At 73.0% G+C, this 18303-nt stretch carries 1 protein-coding gene; it reads right to left on the bottom strand.

The genetic code is table 11. The annotated features are described in order from the left end of the window. Positions 1-18185 (bottom strand): non-ribosomal peptide synthase/polyketide synthase (locus ACIQU4_RS33905; protein WP_403739004.1); only part of this gene is annotated, 18185 nt, incomplete at its 3' end. Positions 18186-18303: the final 118 nt, after the last annotated feature.

Below are 18303 nucleotides of genomic sequence, written 5' to 3'. Positions count from 1 at the left end.
TCCACAGCAGCAGCAAGCCCCTCCTCGGAGACCTCCACCACCTCCAGCACCACACCCGCATCCGCCACCGCCAGCACCCGCTGATACGGCACACCATCCACCGACGCGAACACCGTCCGCAGACTCTCGTGCCGACCCACCACATCACCCAGAGCCAGCTCCAACGCACCCGCGTCCAGCTCACCCTCAAGCCGCAACACCAACGGAACGTTGTACGTCGCCGACGGCCCCTCCAACGCATGCAGGAACCACAGCCGACGCTGCGCCGCCGACAACGGCACCCGCCCCGGACGCTCCCGCGCCACCAAAGCAGCCCGCGCCTCGTCCGCACCCACCAGACGCAACGCCAGACCCGCAACCGTCGGCGACTCGAACACCGCACGGATGGCGATCTCCCGCCCGAAGGACGCGCGGATCCGGCTCACGAGGCGGGTGGCGAGCAGCGAGTGCCCGCCGAGGTCGAAGAAGTTGTCGTCAGGACCGACGGCAGCGGGCAGGCCGAGGACGTCGGCGAAGATCTGGCAGAGCAGTTCCTCGCGGGCGTCGGCGGGCCGGCGGCCGCCGCCTGCGGCGGTGGCACTCCACCGGGGTGCGGGGAGCGCCGCCCGGTCGACCTTGCCGTTGGGCATGAGCGGGATCTCGTCCAGGACCACCAGGGCTGCCGGGACCATGTACTCCGGCAGACCGGAAGCCACCTGCTCGCGCACCGCGACCGGGTCCGCGTCACCTACGTAGTAGGCCACCAGACGCCGGTCACCCGGACGGTCCTCACGCACCACGGCGGTGGTCCGTGCCACGCCGTCCACGGCGTTCAGGGCGGTCTCCACCTCACCGAGCTCGATGCGGAAGCCGCGCAGCTTGACCTGCGAGTCCGCCCGGCCCAGATAGGACAGTTCACCGTCGGCGCTCCAGCGGACCAGGTCGCCGGTGCGGTACATCCGCGAGCCGGCGGGGCCGAACGGGTCCGCGAGGAACCGCTCGCCCGTCAGCGACGGACGGCCGAGATATCCGCGGGCCAAGCCCGCACCGGCCACGTACAGCTCGCCGGTGACGCCGGGGGCCACCGGACGCAGGGCCGCGTCCAGCACGTACGCCCTCGTCCCCACGATCGGACGGCCGATCGGCACCACGCTCCCGCCCGAGAGCGGCGCGCTCATCGTGGAGATGACGGTCGTCTCGGTCGGGCCGTAGGCGTTGACCATCCGGCGTCCGACCGACCAGCGGGCCGCGAGCTCCGGCGCGCACGCCTCGCCCGCCACGACGAGCGTCGCGCCGGCGGGCAGGGCGTCCTGCGCGAGCACAGCCAGTGCGGCAGGCGGCATGGTCAGGTGCGTCACCGCCTGTTCGGCGCAGAGGGCTGCCAGGTCGGGACCGGGCATCAGCCGCTCCGCGGGAGCGGCGACCAGGGTCGCCCCCGACAGCAGACCCATCACGTTGTCCCAGACGGACACGTCGAAGCTCAGTGCCGCGAACTGCAGTACCCGGCTGCCCGGGCCCACGCCGAAGGCGTCCTGCTGGGCCCGCGCCAGGGAGGCGATGCCGCGATGCGGCACCATCACGCCCTTGGGCCGGCCCGTCGAACCCGACGTGTAGATCACGTAGGCCGGGTGGTCAGGGCTCAGCCGCACCTCCGCAGGCAGCGCACCGGACAGTTCCCTCTCGTCCAGCTCGTCCACGAGCACCACCGGCACGGTGCGCTCGCCGAGCCCCGGCAGCGTCGCGCTGTCGGTGATCAGCAGCAGTGGCCGGGAGTCCGAGAGCATGTACGCCACCCGGTCCGCCGGGTAGTTCGGGTCGACCGGCACGTACGCACCGCCCGCCCGCAGCACCGCCAGCAGCGACACCACCAGGTCCACCGACCGCGGCAGCGCCACGGCCACCACGGACTCCGGCCCCACACCGTGCGAGGCGAGGTGTCCGGCGAACGCGTCCACGCGCGCCGCCAGCTCGCCGTACGTCAGCTCGACACCTTCGAACGCCAGCGCGGGCGCCGAGGGGTCGGCAGCCACCCGGGCCGCGAACAGCTCCGGGAAGGACTGCCAGTCCTCCTCCACCACACCGGCCGAAGCGGCCCACTCCTCCAGTACCAGGCCGCGCTCGGCGGCCGACAGCACGTCCACCGCCGAGACCGGGCCGTCCACATCGGCGACCAGCCCCTCCAGCACCCGCAGGAACCGCTCGCCCAGGACACCGGCACTCGCCTCGTCGAACAGGTCTGCGGCGAATTCGATCTCGCCGCTGACCCCGGCGGGCTTGCCGTCGGCGTCATGGTGCTCGAACAGGGCGAACGACAGGTCGAACTGCGAGACCGTCGTGGTGGAGTCGCCCTCGGAGACCTGGAGACCGGGCAGCGCGAGCGAAGCCTCGGTGTTGTTGTCGAAGACGACCATCACCTGGAACAGCGGGTGATGGGCGAGCGAGCGCTGCGGGCTCAGGACCTCGACCAGGCGCTCGAACGGCACGTCCTGGTGCGCGTAGGCGGCCAGGTCGGTCTCCCGCACCCGGGCCAGCAGCTCACGTACCGACGGGTCGCCCGACACGTCCGTGCGCAGCACGAGCGTGTTCACGAAGAACCCGATCAGACCGTCCAGGGCCTCGTCCGAGCGCCCCGCCACGACCGTGCCCAGCGGAACGTCCGTGCCCGCACCGACACGCGAGAGCAGCACCGCGACCGCGGCCTGCACCACCATGAACGGTGTCACCCCGCACTCGCGGGCCACGGCCAGCAGACGGCCGTGCAACGCGGTGTCGAGAGCGATGTCGACGGCTCCGCCCCGGTAGGAGGCAACCGCCGGGCGCGGCCGGTCGGTCGGCACCTCAAGCAGTTCGGGTGCACCACCGAGCGTGGTGCGCCAGTAGTCGATCTGGCGGCCGACCGGGCTCGACGGATCGCTCTCGTCACCGAGAACCTCCGCCTGCCACAGCGCGTAATCCGCATACTGCACCGGCAACGGAGCCCAGCCGGGCACCCCACCGTCCACCCGAGCCGCATACGCGACCGAAAGATCATCCGCCAGCGGAGCCAACGACCAGCCATCACTCGCAATGTGATGCATCAACACCACCAGCACCGACGACCGCTCACCCACCCGCACCAACGTCACCCGCAACGGCAACTCCGCCGACAGATCGAACGCATACCCCGCAGCACCATCCACAGCAGCAGCAAGCCCCTCCTCGGAGACCTCCACCACCTCCAGCACCACACCCGCATCCGCCACCGCCAGCACCCGCTGATACGGCACACCGTCCACCGACGCGAACACCGTCCGCAGACTCTCGTGCCGACCCACCACATCACCCAGAGCCAGCTCCAACGCACCCGCGTCCAGCTCACCCTCGAGCCGCAACACCAACGGAACGTTGTACGTCGCCGACGGCCCCTCCAACGCATGCAGGAACCACAGCCGACGCTGCGCCGCCGACAACGGCACCCGCCCCGGACGCTCCCGCACCACCAAAGCAGCCCGCGCCTCGTCCGCACCCACCAGACGCAACGCCAGACCCGCAACCGTCGGCGACTCGAACACCGCACGCACGGGGAGTTCGACGCCGAACGCGGTACGGATACGGCTGATCAGCCGGGTGGCGCGCAGCGAGTGCCCGCCGAGCTCGAAGAATCCGTCGTCGATGCCGACCCGGTCGACGCCGAGGATCTCGGCGAAGAGCCCCTGGAGGATCTCCTCCGCCGGGGTCCGGGGGGCCCGGTCCGCACCGGTGCCGGCGGGGCCGGCCGCCGGAAGCGCCTCGCGGTCGACCCGGCCGTCCGCGGTGAGCGGCAGCCGGTCCAGGACCACCAGGGCTGCCGGGACCAGGTGGTCGGGCAGGGCGGCGCGTGCGAAGGCGGCCACGGCGCCGGTCGTGACGGTGGCGCCGGGTGCCGGTACCAGGTACGCGAGGAGGGAGCCGTCCCGTACCGCCACGACGGCACGGGAGACGTCGCCGTGCTCGGTCAGGGCCGCCTCCAGCTGCGTCGGGTGGGCGGTGAAGCCCGGCAGCGGCAGCGGCGCCCCGACGAACTCCAGCTCGCCGTCCGCGGTCCAGCGGACCAGGTCGCCGGTACGGACCATCCGCGAGCCCTCGGCGCCGAACGGATCGGCGACCACCGACGGGGCGGAGCCGAGCAGCGGCCCGCCGACGTACAACTCGCCGACGACGCCGGGCGGAACCGGGCACAGGCCGGAGTCGAGCACGTACAGGACGCTGCCGGGCAGCGGGGTGCCGAGCGGCACCACGGTGTCCCAGTCGTCCGGGTCGCAGGCGCGCTCCGTGACGGGGCCCGCCGCCTCGGTCAGCGTGTAGCCGTGCCACAGCGGCACGTCGACGGCGTCGAACCAGGCGCGCTGCAGCGGCTCGGCCAGGGCCTCGCCGGAGCAGAACACCCGCCGCAGTCCGGCCGCGGGCAGCGCCGGGTCACGGAGGAGCTCGGCCAGCTCGGAGGGCGTGACGTGCAGCGTGGTGGCACCGTGCAGGGAGCTCGTGTCGTACGGGGCGCAGGTGCGTCCGGCGCGTACGACGGTCGCACCGGCTGTCAGCGGCCAGAGCACCTCGTCGATCTCGCCCACCGTCCCGGGGGCGGCAGCCGCCCGGACACGGTCTGAGGCGTCCAGGCCGTGGACGCCCTGGCGGGCCGCGATCCGGGCCGCGACGACGTCCTGCGGGACGTGCACGGGCGTACCGGTGCGGGTGCGCAGGACGAACGGTTCTCCGCTGACGAGCGCGGTCAGGATGCCGGCGGGCGGCTGCGCCAGCAGCTGCCCGTACGTCGTTTCGACGTCGCCGTCGATGATCGCGACGGCGTCGGCCGGCCGGGCGCCGATCAGTTCGAGCAGGGTGGGCGTCTGCGCCGGAGCCCCCGCGTCGCGGCCGGGCACGGCCTGCGGCAGTGCGATCCGGTCCACGACGACGTCCGCGTCGGCGCTCACCGTCTCCAGCAGGTGGACGAACTGCGCGGCCATCCGCTGCGCCGTGCCCGCGTCGAAGAGGTCCTCGGCGTACTCCAGGTCGATGCCGATGCCCTCCGCAGCGCCGTCCGCGCCGACCGCCTCCTGCACGTGCAGGGTCAGGTCGAAGCGGGCCGCTCCCATCTCTACGTCCTCGTCGAACGAGGCGTTCAGACCGGCCAGCGCGAAGTCGCCCTCGTCGTCGTTCTCGAAGACGAGCATCACCTGGAAGAGCGGGTGGTGGCCCAGCGAACGCCCGGGGCGGACCACGTCGACCAGGCGCTCGAACGGCACGTCCTGGTGGGCGAACGCGGCCAGGTCCGCGTCGCGGACCCTGCCCAGCAGCTCCCGGAAGGACGGGGACCCGGACACGTCGGTGCGCAGCACCAGGGTGTTGACGAAGAACCCGACGAGGTCCTGGAGGGTGTCGTCCGTCCGGCCCGCGATCGGGGTGCCGATCGGGATGTCGGTTCCGGCGCCCAGCTTGGACAGCATGAGGGCGAGGGCCGACTGCACCACCATGAACAGGGTCGTGTTGGTCTCGCGCGCAACGGCCTGGAGACGGCCGTGCAGCTCGACCGGGATGCGGATGGCGACCTCGGCGCCGCGGTGGGTGGCCTCGGCGGGCCGCAGCCGGTCCGTCGGCAGGGGCAGCAGCTCGGGGATGCCGTCCAGGGCTCCCTTCCACCACGCCAGTTGCCGGCTGACGAGGCTCTCCGGGTCGTCCTCGGCACCGAGCAGTTCGGCCTGCCACAGCGTGTAGTCGGCGTACTGAACCGGCAGTCCGGGCCAGCGCGGCGCCCGGCCGGCCTTCCGGGCCGCGTAGGCGGTCGACAGGTCGCGTGCGAGTGCCCCGGTCGACCAGCCGTCACTGGCGATGTGGTGGACCAGCAGGAGCAGCCGGTGCTCGTCCGGTCCGTCGCTGAACAGCGTGGCGCGCAGCGGGGGTTCGGTTTCGAGGTCGAAGGTGTGCCGGGCCGCGTCGGCGGTCTCTGCCACGTCGGTGGCCAGGACGGGCCTGGCCTCGTCGACACCGAGCACCCGCTGGTACGGGGTGCCGTCGGCGTCGGACGGGAACACCGTCCGCAGCGTCTCGTGCCGGGCCACGACGTCGCCCAGCGACGCTTCGAGGGCCACGACGTCGAGGTCTCCGGTGAGCCGGATCAGCAGCGGCACGTTGTAGGTCGTGCTCGGGCCTTCGAGCCGGTGCAGGAACCAGAGCCGCTGCTGGGCGAAGGACAGGGGCACGCGGGCGGGACGCTCCCTGCGGGCCAGCGCGGGCCGGTCTGCGGCCGCGCCGTCGATCCGGGTGGCGAGTCCCGCCACCGTCGGCTCGGCGAACAGCGACCGGACCGACAGCTCCGTCCCGAGCTGGGACCGGATCCGGCTGAGCAGGCGGATCGAGGACAGCGAGTGGCCGCCCAGGTCGAAGAAGTTGTCGTCGATGCCGACGGCCTCGACGCCCAGGGTCTCGGCGAAGAGACCGGCGATGATCTCCTCGGCGAGGGTGCGCGGGCTGCGCCGCCCGGCGACGACTGCGGCGTCCTCGGCCGGGAGTTCGGCGGGTACCTCCGTGACGACGACGAACTTGGCGGGGACCAGGTAGTCGGGCAGCACGGACTCGGCGAGGCGCCGTGCGGCCGTCGCGTCGCCGTCGTGGACGACGTACGCGACGACCCGGGCGGAACCGGCGACGACGGCGGCGTCCGCGAAGACCTCGCGCAGCCGGGCCGCGACCTCCGCGGGGTTGACGCGGAAACCGCGCACCACGCGTACGTCCTCGGGGCGTCCGAGCGGCTCGGTGACGCCGTCCGCGGTACGGCGGGCCAGCTCTCCGGAGGCGAGCGTGGCCACCACGCCCGGGGGCACGAGCCGTCCTTCGGCGTCGACGAGCGCGGTGTCCCGCTCGTCCTCGGCGAGCAGGTCGAGTCCGGAGACCGGCGCGGCGGGGTCGGCGGCGGCCGCGGTGAGCAGCCGGATCAGGCGGTCGCCGAACGCGTCCATCGTCGACCGGTCGAACAGGTCGGTGGCGTACTCGATCTCGCCGACGATCCCGGCGGGCTCGCCGTCCGGTCCGTACCTCTCCTGCAGACGGACGTCCATGTCGAACTTGGAGGCGTCGCCGACCACGTCCTCCAGCCGGGTTTCCAGGCCGGGCATGGTCAGCGAGACCTCGTCGAAGTTCTCGAACGTCAGCATGACCTGGTAGAGCGGGTGCCTGGAGAGCGACCGGACGGGGTTGGCCACCTCGACGAGGCGCTCGAACGGCACGTCCTGGTGCGCGAACGCGGCCAGGTCGGTCTCGCGGACGCGGTCCAGCAGCTCGGCGAACGTGGGGTCGCCGGAGACATCGGTGCGCAGCACGAGCGTGTTGACGAAGTAGCCGAACAGGTCTTCCAGAGCCTCGTCGGTCCGCCCGGCGACGGGGGTGCCGATGGCGATGTCGGTGTCGCCGCTGAGCCTGCTCATCAGGGCGGCCAGGCCGGCCTGGATCGTCATGAAGAGAGTGGTGTTGCCCTGTCGGGCCAGCCGCAGCAGGGCGTCGTGCAGTGCGGCGTCCAGACGCAGCGGCGCCTCGGCGCCGCCGTACGTGGCCACCGGCGGCCGGGGCCGGTCGGTGGGCAGGTTCACGAGCTCGGGCAGGCCGCGCAGGGTCTCGGTCCAGTAGGCGAGCTGCCGCGAGATCGCGCTCTCGGGATCGTCCTCGCGTCCGAGCAGGTCACGCTGCCAGAGGGTGTAGTCGGCGTACTGCACGGCCAGCGGCGCCCAGTCAGGGGCGCGTCCCTCGGCCCGTGCCGCGTAGGCGACGGAGAGGTCGTCGCCGAGCAGCGTCTCCGACCAGCCGTCGCTGGCGATGTGGTGCATGAGCGGCAGCAGGGCGTGCTCGTGCTCGCCGAGGCGGAACAGGGTGCACCGGATGGGCAGTTCGTCGACGAGATCGAAGTGGTACTGCGCGGCCTCGGCGAGCGCCGACTCCAGGTGCTGCTCGTCGTCGGCGTCGGCGACGATCAGGTCCACCACTGCTTCGTCCGCGGGGACGATGTGCTGGTACGGCGTACCGTCGGCCTCGCGGAACAGGGTGCGCAGCCCCTCGTGCCGGGCGACCACGTCGTGCAGGGCGGCCCGCAGCGCCTGAACGTCGAGCGGTCCCGAGAACCGCATGACGAGCGGCACGTTGTACGTCGAGCTGGGGCCTTCGAGCCGGTTGAGGAACCACAGTCCGCGCTGGCCGAAGGAGAGCGGCACCCGCTCCGGGCGCTGCATGGGCTCCAGGGCGCGCCTGGCCTCGCCCGCCTGGTCCGTCCAGCCGGCGAGCCCGGCGACGGTCGGCGTCTCGAACAGTGCCCGGACGGGCACTTCCACGCCCATCGCGGACCGGATGCGGCTGATCAGCCGGGTGGCGAGGAGCGAGTGTCCGCCCAGTTCGAAGAAGTTGTCGTCGATCCCGACCCGGTCCACGCTCAGCACGTCGGCGAAGAGGACCGCGAGCAGTTCCTCGCGCGGGTTGCGGGGGCGCCGGCCCTCCGCGGCACCGGCCAGCGTGGGCGCGGGCAGGGCCTTGCGGTCGAGCTTGCCGTTCGGGGTGAGCGGCAGCCGGTCCAGCGTGACGAAGGCGGCGGGGACCATGTGCGCGGGCAGTGCCGCCGCGACGTGGTCGCGGACGCGGGCGGTGTCACCGCCGACGAGGTACGCGGTGAGCCGCGGGTCACCGGGCTGGTCCTCGCGGACGATCACGGCGGCCTGGCTGACGTCCGGCGCCCCGAGGACGGCGGACTCGATCTCGCCGAGCTCGATCCGGAAGCCGCGGATCTTCACCTGGTCGTCGGCCCGGCCGAAGTAGGACAGCGTGCCGTCGGCGGCCCGGCGGGCCAGGTCGCCGGTGCGGTACATACGGGTTCCGGGCGCGCCGTACGGGTCGGCGACGAAGCGCTGCGCGCTGAGGCCGGGGCGGCCCAGATAGCCGCGGGCCAGGCCGGCGCCGGCGACGTACAGCTCGCCGGTGGTGCCTGCCGGGACGGGCTGCAGACCCTGGTCGAGGACGTACACGTGCAGGTCGGGGATGCCGACGCCGACGACGCTGTTGGCGGTGGCGGCCGCCGAGACGCGGTCGAGCGCGTGGTGGGTGACGTGCACCGTGGTCTCGGTGATGCCGTACATGTTGACCAGTACGGGAGAGTCGTCGGCGTGCCGGTCGTACCAGGACGAGAGCCGTCCCAGGTCGAGCGCCTCACCGCCGAAGATCACGTACCTCAGGGCCAGGTCCGTGCCGGGATTCTCCTCATCGGCCTGCATGAGTTGGTAGAAGGCGGACGGGGTCTGGTTGAGCACCGTGACGCGCTCGTCCCGGAGCATCCCCAGGAAGTCGAGGGGCGACCGGCTGACGTCCTGCGGCACGACGACGAGCGTGCCGCCGCACAGCAGCGGTCCCCACAGCTCCCAGACGGAGAAGTCGAAGGCGTAGGAGTGGAACAGCGTCCACACGTCGGACTCGTCGAAGCCGAACCACTGCTCCGTCTGCGTGAAGAGCCGCACGACGTTCTGGTGGGGGATCACCACGCCCTTGGGCCGACCCGTGGAGCCGGAGGTGTAGATGATGTACGCGCCGTTGTCCGGGCGCAGCGTCGGGCGGGCCGGGTCGGTGACGGGGCCGTCGGCCAGCTCCTCGATGACGACGCGGGTGATGCCCTCGGGCAGTGCCACGTCCACGGCGGAGCTGGTCACCACGGCGGCCGGACGGGCGTCCTCCACGACGAACGTGATCCGCTCGGCCGGGTAGTTCGGGTCGAGCGGCAGGTAGACGCCGCCGGCCTTGAGCACGCCGAGGACGCCCACCACGAGGTCCGCGCCGCGCGGCAGGGCCAGCGCGACCACGGACTCCGGGCCCACGCCCTGCGCGACGAGGGTGTGGGCGAGTCGGTTCGCCCGTGCGTTCAGCTGCGCGTACGTCAGGCGCTCCGCGCCGTCGACGAGCGCGGTCGCTGCGGGGTGCGCGGCGGCGGCGGCTTCGAACAGCGCGGGGACGGTCGTCCGCTCCGACGCCGTCGGGGCGGGCGCGGTCCACTGCTCCAGCAGCTCCCGGCGTTCCGCCGGGGCCAGGATGTCCGTCTGCCACAGCCCCTGGTCCGGGTCGGCCACGACGGACCGGAGCAGTCGGGCCAGCCGGTCGACGATCACCTGCACGGTGGACCGGTCGAACAGGTCGGTGGCGTACTCGACCAGGCCCGACAGCCCGGCGGGCTCACCGTCGGGGCCGTGGTTCTCCTCCATGTCGAAGTCGAGGTCGAACTTGGCGACGCCGGAGCCGACGTCCTCCAGACCGGCCCGCAGACCGGGCAGGCCCAGGTCCGCCTCGGCGTTGTTCTGGAAGAGGATCATGACCTGGAAGAGCGGGTGGTGCGCGAGGGAGCGGGTCGGGTTCAGCACCTCGACCAGTCGCTCGAACGGCACCTCCTGGTGCGCGTAAGCCGCCAGGTCGGTCTCCCGGACCCGGGCGAGCAGCTCCCGGAAGGTCGGGTTCCCGGAGGTGTCGGTGCGCAGCACCAGGGTGTTGACGAAGAAGCCGATCAGCTCGTCGAGCGCCTCGTCGGTCCGTCCGGCGATGACACCGCCGAGCGGGATGTCGTCGCCGGCGCCGAGCCGGGTGAGCAGTCCCGCCACGGCGGCCTGGAACACCATGAAGAGCGTGGTGTTGGTGTGGCGGGCGAGTTCCAGCAGCTGGGTGTGCAGCTCGGCGTCGAGCTCGAAGCGGACCTCGTCGCCGCGGAAGCTCGCCGCGGCCGGCCGGGGCCGGTCGGTCGGCAGCTCCAGCTGCTCCGGAAGGCCGGTGAGGTTCTCCTGCCAGTAGGCGAGCTGCTGCGACAGCAGGCTCTTCGGGTCGTTCTCCGAGCCGAGCAGTTCCTGCTGCCACAGCGTGTAGTCGGCGTACTGGACCGGCAGCGCGGGCCAGGCCGGCGCGTGTCCCTCCAGCCGGGCGCCGTACGCGACGGAGAGGTCCCGGGCGAACGGTGCGTCCGACCAGCCGTCACTGGCGATGTGGTGCAGGAGGAAGAGCAGGACGTGCTCGGTCTCCGACAGGCGGAACAGGGTGATCCGCAGCGGCAGTTCGGTGGCGAGGTCGAAGCCGTACCGGGTGGCGACGGCGAGCTGCTCGGCGAGGCCTGCCTCGTCGGTCTCGACCAGGGTGACCTCCGGCTGTTCGGCGTCGGTGATCAGCTGGTAGGGCTGCCCGTCCACTTCGGGGAAGCGGGTGCGCAGGCTCTCGTGCCGCGCCACGATGTCGCCGAAGGCGGCTTCCAGGGCGGCCCGGTCGAGGGCCCCGGACATCCGCAGCAGCAGCGGCACGGTGTAGGTGGCGCTGCGGCCTTCGAGCCGGTACAGGAACCACAGGCGCCACTGCGCCGCCGAGACCGGGACGTACTCCGGCCGCGGCATCGGGGCGAGGGTCAGCCTGGACTGCTCGGCGCCCTTCATCCGTTCCGCGAGTTCGGCGACGGTGGGTGCCTCGAACAGGTGCCGGATGGCCAGCTCCACGCTGAACATCGAACGGATGCGGCTGAGCAGCCGGATCGCGGTGAGCGAGTGCCCGCCCAGGTCGAAGAAGCTGTCGTCGATGCCGACGGTCGGCACGCCGAGCACGGCCGAGAAGAGACCGCAGAGGATCTCCTGCTCCGGGGTCCGCGGCGCACGGTAGGAGAGCGGAACGGCGGCGTCGGCCGCGGGGGCCCGCTCGATCGCCGGCGCGGCGGCCGGTGCGGCGGCCGGCACGGTCGCGACGGCTGCCGCGCCCGCCTCGACGAGCTCGCCGACGGCCGCGGAGGCGTCGTTCACGAAGGCGGTGAGCAGGCGGACGAGATCGGCGGCGAGCACGTCGATCTGCGCCGCGTCCAGCAGGTCCGGCCGGTACTCCAGGCGCAGCTTGAGCTGCTTGCCGGGGAGCACGGAGAGGGTCAGCGGGTAGTGGGTGGCGTCGTGGTCCTCCAGCACGCTCGCCCGCAGGCCCGGCGCGGGCTGCCACACGTCATCGTCGTCGTGCGGGTAGTTCTCGACGACGGTCAGCGTGTCGAAGAGCTCGCCCAGCCCCGCGATCCGCTGGACGTCGTTCAGCCCGAGGTACTGGTGCGCGATGAGCCGTGACTGCTCGTCCTGGATGCGCTCCATCAGCTGCCGCAGGGACTCGTCCGCGTCGAGCCGGACGCGGACGGGCAGCGTGTTGATGAACATGCCGACCATCGCCTCGCTGCCGGCGAGCTCTGCGGAGCGTCCGGAGTACGTGGAACCGAACACCACGTCCCGGCGCCCGGTGCGGGCTCCGAGCAGCAGGCTCCACAGGCCCTGGACGGCGGTGTTGAGGGTGATCCCGTACTCGCGCAGCCGGTCCTGGAGCCGCCCGGACACGGCGTCGGGCAGGTCGCAGTAGACCTGGAGGGGGCGTGCGGGCGCCGCCGTGCCCGGCTCGGCGAGCAGGGTCGGTGCGTCGAGCCCGGCGAGCGCCCCGCGCCAGACGTCGTGCGCGGCCGTACGGTCCTGCTCCGCCAGCCAGGCCAGGTGGTCGCGGAAGGCGGCGGGCCCGGTCAGGGTCTCGCCGCGGTAGAGCGCGAACAGCTCGTCCAGCACCAGCTGCATGGACCAGCCGTCGAAGAGGATGTGGTGGTTGACGAGGACCAGCCGGTGCTCGTCCTCGGCGAGCCGGACCAGGGTGAACCGCAGCAGCGGCGGCCGGCCCAGGTCGAAGCGCTCGGCGCGCGCCTCGGCCACGACGCGGGCGAGCGCGGGCTCGCGCTCGGCCTCGGCGAGCCCGGAGAGGTCGACTTCCCGCCACGGCAGTTCGAGGCCGTCGACGATCACCTGCACGGGCTGCGACAGACCTTCGTGGTGGAAGCCGGCCCGCAGGTTCGGGTAGCGGTCGAGGACGCCGGCCGCCGCGGCGCGCAGGGCGCCGGCGTCCAGCGGGCCGCTCAGCGCGAAGACCTCCTGGACGGCGTAGACGTCGGCGCCGTCGGAGTCGTAGAGGGCGTGGAAGAGCAGGCCCTCCTGGAGCGGGGCGAGCGGCAGCACGTCGACGAGGCCGGGCAGGGCCCCCTCCAGCTCCTCGATGTCGCCCTGCGAGAGCTCCACGAGCGGCAGGTCGGACGGGGTCATACCGCCGGTGGCCACGGCCGCCAGCGCGGTGAGCGAGGCGAACCAGGCCTCGGCCAGGTCACGTACCTCGTTCTCGGTCAGCAGGCCCTGCGCCCACGTCCAGGTCGCGACGAGGCGCGACCCGTCGGCGTGGTCGACGGTCACGGCGTCCAGCTCGATGCCGAGGCCGAGCGGCGCCGCGTCGTCGAAGCCCGCACCGAGCGCCGGGGCCTCCGGAGCGGGCGCCCAGTCGGCCGCTCCGGGGGCGTCGAACCGGCCCAGGTAGTTGAAGCCCAGCTGGGGGCGGGCGTACCCGGCCAGTTCCGCGGCGGTCCGCGCGTTGCGGTGGCGCAGCACGCCGTAGCCGATGCCGTTGTCCGGCACCGCGAGCAGCTGCTCCTTGACGAGCTTCAGGGCACGGACGCCGTCCGCGCTGCCCGGGTCGACCCGGACGGGGTAGGCGCTGGTGAACCAGCCGACGGTACGGGTGAGGTCGAGGCCGGGCACGATGTCCTCGCGGCCGTGGCCCTCCAGCTCCAGGAGCAGCGCGGAGGCGTCGACCCCGCGGCGGCCGCGCCAGTCGGCGACGGCCAGCGCGAGACCGGTGACCAGTACGTCGCGCACGCCGGCGCGCACGGCGGCGGGGACCGTGGTGAGCAGCGGCCCGGTGACGTCGGCCGGCAGGGTGAGCGTCAGCGTCCCGGCCGCGGCCCGGACGTCGGTGGCGGGGTCGAGCGGCCGGCCGCCGAACAGCGGGTCGGGCGTGTCCAGCACCGATCGCCACAGGGCCAGTTCACCGGTGCGGCGGTCCGCCTCCTCGTCGAGGAGTGCGCTCCACCGCCGGAACGAGGTGCCGACGGCTTCGAGGGTCTCGCCCTCCCAGGCGGCCTGCAGGTCGCCGAGCAGGGGCTGCCAGGAAACGCCGTCCACGGCCAAGTGGTGCACGAGCAGCAGCAGCCGCCCGGATTCCGCTCCGGCGTCGAACCACACCGCGCGCACCAGGTCGCCCTTGCTCGGGTCCAGTTCGGCCTGTGCGGCCCTGCTGTGCTCCTCGACGGCCCGGCCCAGCGCCTCGGCGTCGAGGCCGGCGACGTCCGCGCGCCGTACGGCGGCGGTGACGGAGCCCGGAGCGGGGACGGAGAGCTGCCAGTCCTCGTCCAGGGTCAGCCGCAGCGCGTCGTGCCGGTCGACGACCGCCTGCAGTGCGGCGGTCAGCCGCTCGGTGCCGAGTTCGGCGGGCACGACGAGCAGCATCGACTGGTGGTATCCGGCGACGGGACCGCCGAGGTCGCGCAGGTCCGCCATGACCGGCGTGGGCAGCAGGGTGCCGGTCGCGACGTCCTGGACGACCGGGGCGGCGGGCGCCGCCGTGCGGGCGGCCGCCGCGATGCGGGCGACGGTCTTGTGCTCGAAGACGTCCCGCGGGGTGATGCGCAGCCCTGCCTTGCGGGCGCGGCTGACCAGCTTGATGGAGACGATGCTGTCGCCGCCGAGGTCGAAGAAGCCCTGGTTCGGGCCGACGTGCGCCAGGCCGAGCAGCTCGGCGAAGAGCGAGGCCAGCAGCTCTTCCTCGGGAGTGCCCGCCGCCTCGGGGTGGTCCTCGATCCCGGGAGAGGGCAGCGCGCCGGTGTCGAGGCGGCCGTCCTCGGTGCGCGGCAGCTCGGCGAGCGTGACGTAGGTGTTCGGGACGAGGTGGTCGGGGAGCACGCGGGCGAGGTGGTCACGCAGGTCGACGGAGCGCACGGAGTGCCCGGGCGCGGTCACGACGTAGGCGACGAGGCCGTCCGCCACCGCCGCCTCGACGAGCGCGGGGTGGGCGAGCAGGGCGGTGACCGTGCGGGAGACGTCGAGCGGCGCGCCGCCCACGACGACCGGCGTGGCGAGGAGTTCGAGGCGGCCGTCGGTGGTGTACCGGGCCGGGGCACCGTCGAGCGTTCCGGCCACGCCGTCGGGCACCGGCTCGCCGTTCTCGTCGACGACGCGGTGGGAGCGGCCGGAGAGCGCACGGCGTTCGCCGTCGGTGAGCAGGTCGATCGTGGCGATCCGGCGTCCCGGGTCGGCCACCGCGGCGCGCAGCAGCCGACCCAGGCGGGAGACCAGTGCGTCGACGGTGGAACCGTCGAAGAGGTCGGTGGCGTATTCGGCGACCACGTCCACGCCGGCCGGAGTGCCATCGGCCGCGAAACGTTCCTGCAGGCGCAGGTCGAGGTCGAACTTGGCGACCCCTGTGGCGGCCTCGTCCACCTCGACGGTAAGGCCGGGCATGTCGACCCCGGCCAGGCCGAGGTTCTCGAAGGTCAGCATCACCTGGAACAGCGGGTGGTGCGCGAGGGACCGCGCCGGGTTGAGTGCCTCGACCAGCCGGTCGAACGGAACGTCCTGGTGCGGGTAGGCGGCCGCGGCCGTGTTGCGCACCCGGTCCAGGAGCTCCAGGAAGGTCGGGTCGCCCGAGGTGTCCGTGCGCAGGACGAGCGTGTTGACGAAGTAGCCGACGAGTCCGTCGAGCTGTTCGTCGGAACGCCCCGCGGACGGCGTGCCGAGGGGGATGTCGGTGCCGGCGCCGAGCCGGGTCATGAGCGCAGCGAGCGCGGCCTGGACCACCATGAAGACGGTGCGGCCGGTGGACCGGGCGAGCGCGGTCACCTCCCGGTGCAGGTCGGCGTCGAGGCGGGTGCGCAGTTCGCCGCCGCGGAAGCTCGCGGCCGGGGGCCGGGGGCGGTCGCTGGGAAGTTCGACGAGCTGCGGCAGCCCGTCGAGCGCGGTCCGCCAGAACTCGATGCCGTCGGCCTCGCCCTTCCACAGGGTGTAGTCGGCGTACGTCACCGGCAGTTCGTCCCACTGCGGTTCCTGTCCGGCGCGGCGGGCCGCGTAGGCCAGGGACAGGTCCTCGATCAGCGGCCGCTCGGACCAGCCGTCGGCCGCGATGTGGTGCATCAGCAGCAGGAGGGTGTGCTCGTCCGTGCCGGTCCGGGAGAACAAGGTGGCCCGCAGCGGAGCCTCGGTGTCCAGGTCGAAGGGGTACCGGGCCGCTTCGGCCACGGCGTCCTCGACGGCCGGGGTGGTGACGACGGTGAGCTCGGCGGGCGCGTCGAGGACGACCTGCCGGGCTACGCCGTCGGTCTCCGGGAACACCGTCCGCAGGGTCTCGTGCCGCCGGGCGACGTCGCGGACGGCGGCGCGCAGCGCCTCGGTGTCCAGGTCACCGGCCAGGCGCAGGACGAGGGGGATGTTGTAGGTCGCACTCGCGCCCTCCAGCCGGTGCAGGAACCACAGCCCGCGCTGGGCGTCCGACAGCGGCATGGGGTCCGGGTGCTCGCCGCGGACCAGCGGCGGCCGTGCGGCGCCGGCCTCGTCGAGGCGGGCCGCCAGTCCGGCGGCGGTCGGCGACTCGAAGAGGGCGCGGACCGACACCTCGCGGTCGAAGGCGGTACGGATGCGGCTGATCAGGCGGGCGGCGATGAGCGAGTCGCCGCCGAGGTCGAAGAAGCCGTCGTCCACGCCGACCCGGTCGGTGCCCAGGACGTCGGCGAAGAGCCCGCAGAGGATCTCCTCGGCAGGCGTGCGGGGCGCGCGGCCGGCTCCGCCGGTGAGCTGCGGCGCGGGCAGCGCGGCGCGGTCCAGCTTGCCGTTCGGGGTGAGCGGAAGCACGTCGAGCACCACGTACGCCGACGGGACCATGTGCTCGGGCAGACGGGCGGCCAGCCGGTCCTGCACCGTGGCGGTCTCCGCCGTCCCGACGTAGTACCCGACGAGGCGCTGCTGTCCGGGCCGGTCCTCGCGCACGGTCACGACGGCCTGGGACACCTCGGCCAGTTCGGTGATCGCCGCTTCGATCTCGCCCAGCTCGATCCGGAAACCGCGGACCTTCACCTGGTCGTCGGCACGGCCCGCGAACTCGACGAGGCCGTCCGCGTTCCACCTGGCCAGGTCACCGGTCCGGTACATCCGCTCGCCCTCGGCGAAGGGGGAGGCGACGAACCGCTGTGCGGTCAGGTCCGCGCGGCCCAGATAGCCGCGGGCGAGCTGGACGCCCGACACGTAGAGCTCGCCCTCCGCGCCCGGCTCCACCGGGCGCAGGGCGCTGTCGAGGATGTGGACCTGCGTGTTCGCGACCGGGGTTCCGATGGGGACGTTGCGGTGGCTCTCGCCGGCCAGTACCTCGTACGCCGTGACGTCGATCGAGGCCTCGGTCGGGCCGTAGTGGTGGCCGAGTCGCACACCCAGCTTGGTGACGACCTCGTCCGCCAGGGAGGGCGGCAGCACCTCGCCCGCAACGAAGAGCAGTCGCAGGGCGAGACCGGGGGTATCCCGCATCGCGGGCACCGCGACGGCCAGCAGCGACGGGACGAACTGGGCCACCGTGACTCCGTGTTCGGCGGCGTATCCGAGCAGCAGGTGCGGCAGGCCCAGCACGTCGTCGGGTGCCATGCAGATCGTCGCGCCGGCGATCAGCGGCAGCCAGATCTCCGAGCCGGACGCGTCGAAGCTGAACGCGGTCCGGGCGAGCACCACGTCGGACGCGTCGATGGCCCACTCGCCGGCCTGCCACAGCATGTGGTTCACGACGCCCAGGTGCGGTACGACCACTCCCTTGGGCAGACCCGTCGAGCCGGACGTGTAGATGACGTAGGCGGCGTTCGCGGTGCTGACGGTGACGTCGGGCGCGGCGTCCTCGCCCGACGTCAGGTCGATGTCGTCGAGGAGTACGACGGGGGCCGTGGTTTCGGGCAGCGTGGCACGCGCGGCGGTAGTGGTGACCACGACCGACGGCCGGCCGTCGGCCAGCATGAAGGCGATCCGCCGGGCGGGGTAGCGCGGGTCGACCGGCAGGTAGGCCGCCCCGGTCTTCAGCACGGCCAGCATCGCGACCACCGCGTCCGCCGACCTCGGCAGCGCCAGTGCCACGACCTGCTCGGGGCCGGCTCCGAGGCCGATGAGCCGTCGCGCCAGCCTGTTGGCCCGGCTGTCGAGCTCGGCGTAGCTGAGCGCCGTCGAGCCGAAGACCACGGCAGGGTGCTCGGGGGCTCGGCGTGCCTGTGCCTCGACCAGTGCGGGCAGCGGCATCGTCGCCGCATCACCGTCCAGGCTCGACCCGATCGGATTGCGCGTCGCACGACGGTCCACGCTGCTGGCTCCTGTACTTCGTCGACAACTCGTAACGGCCGGGACGCACACGCACGTCCGACACGCTGCCAGACGGTACGGATCGGCATTTTCAGCGTCTTATCGCGAGCCCATCCGG

The organism is Streptomyces sp. NPDC090741, from assembly GCF_044769045.1.
Taxonomy (GTDB): domain Bacteria; phylum Actinomycetota; class Actinomycetes; order Streptomycetales; family Streptomycetaceae; genus Streptomyces.
Note: the sequence above shows the minus strand (reverse complement) of the source record. Positions and strands in the feature narration are given on the sequence as shown.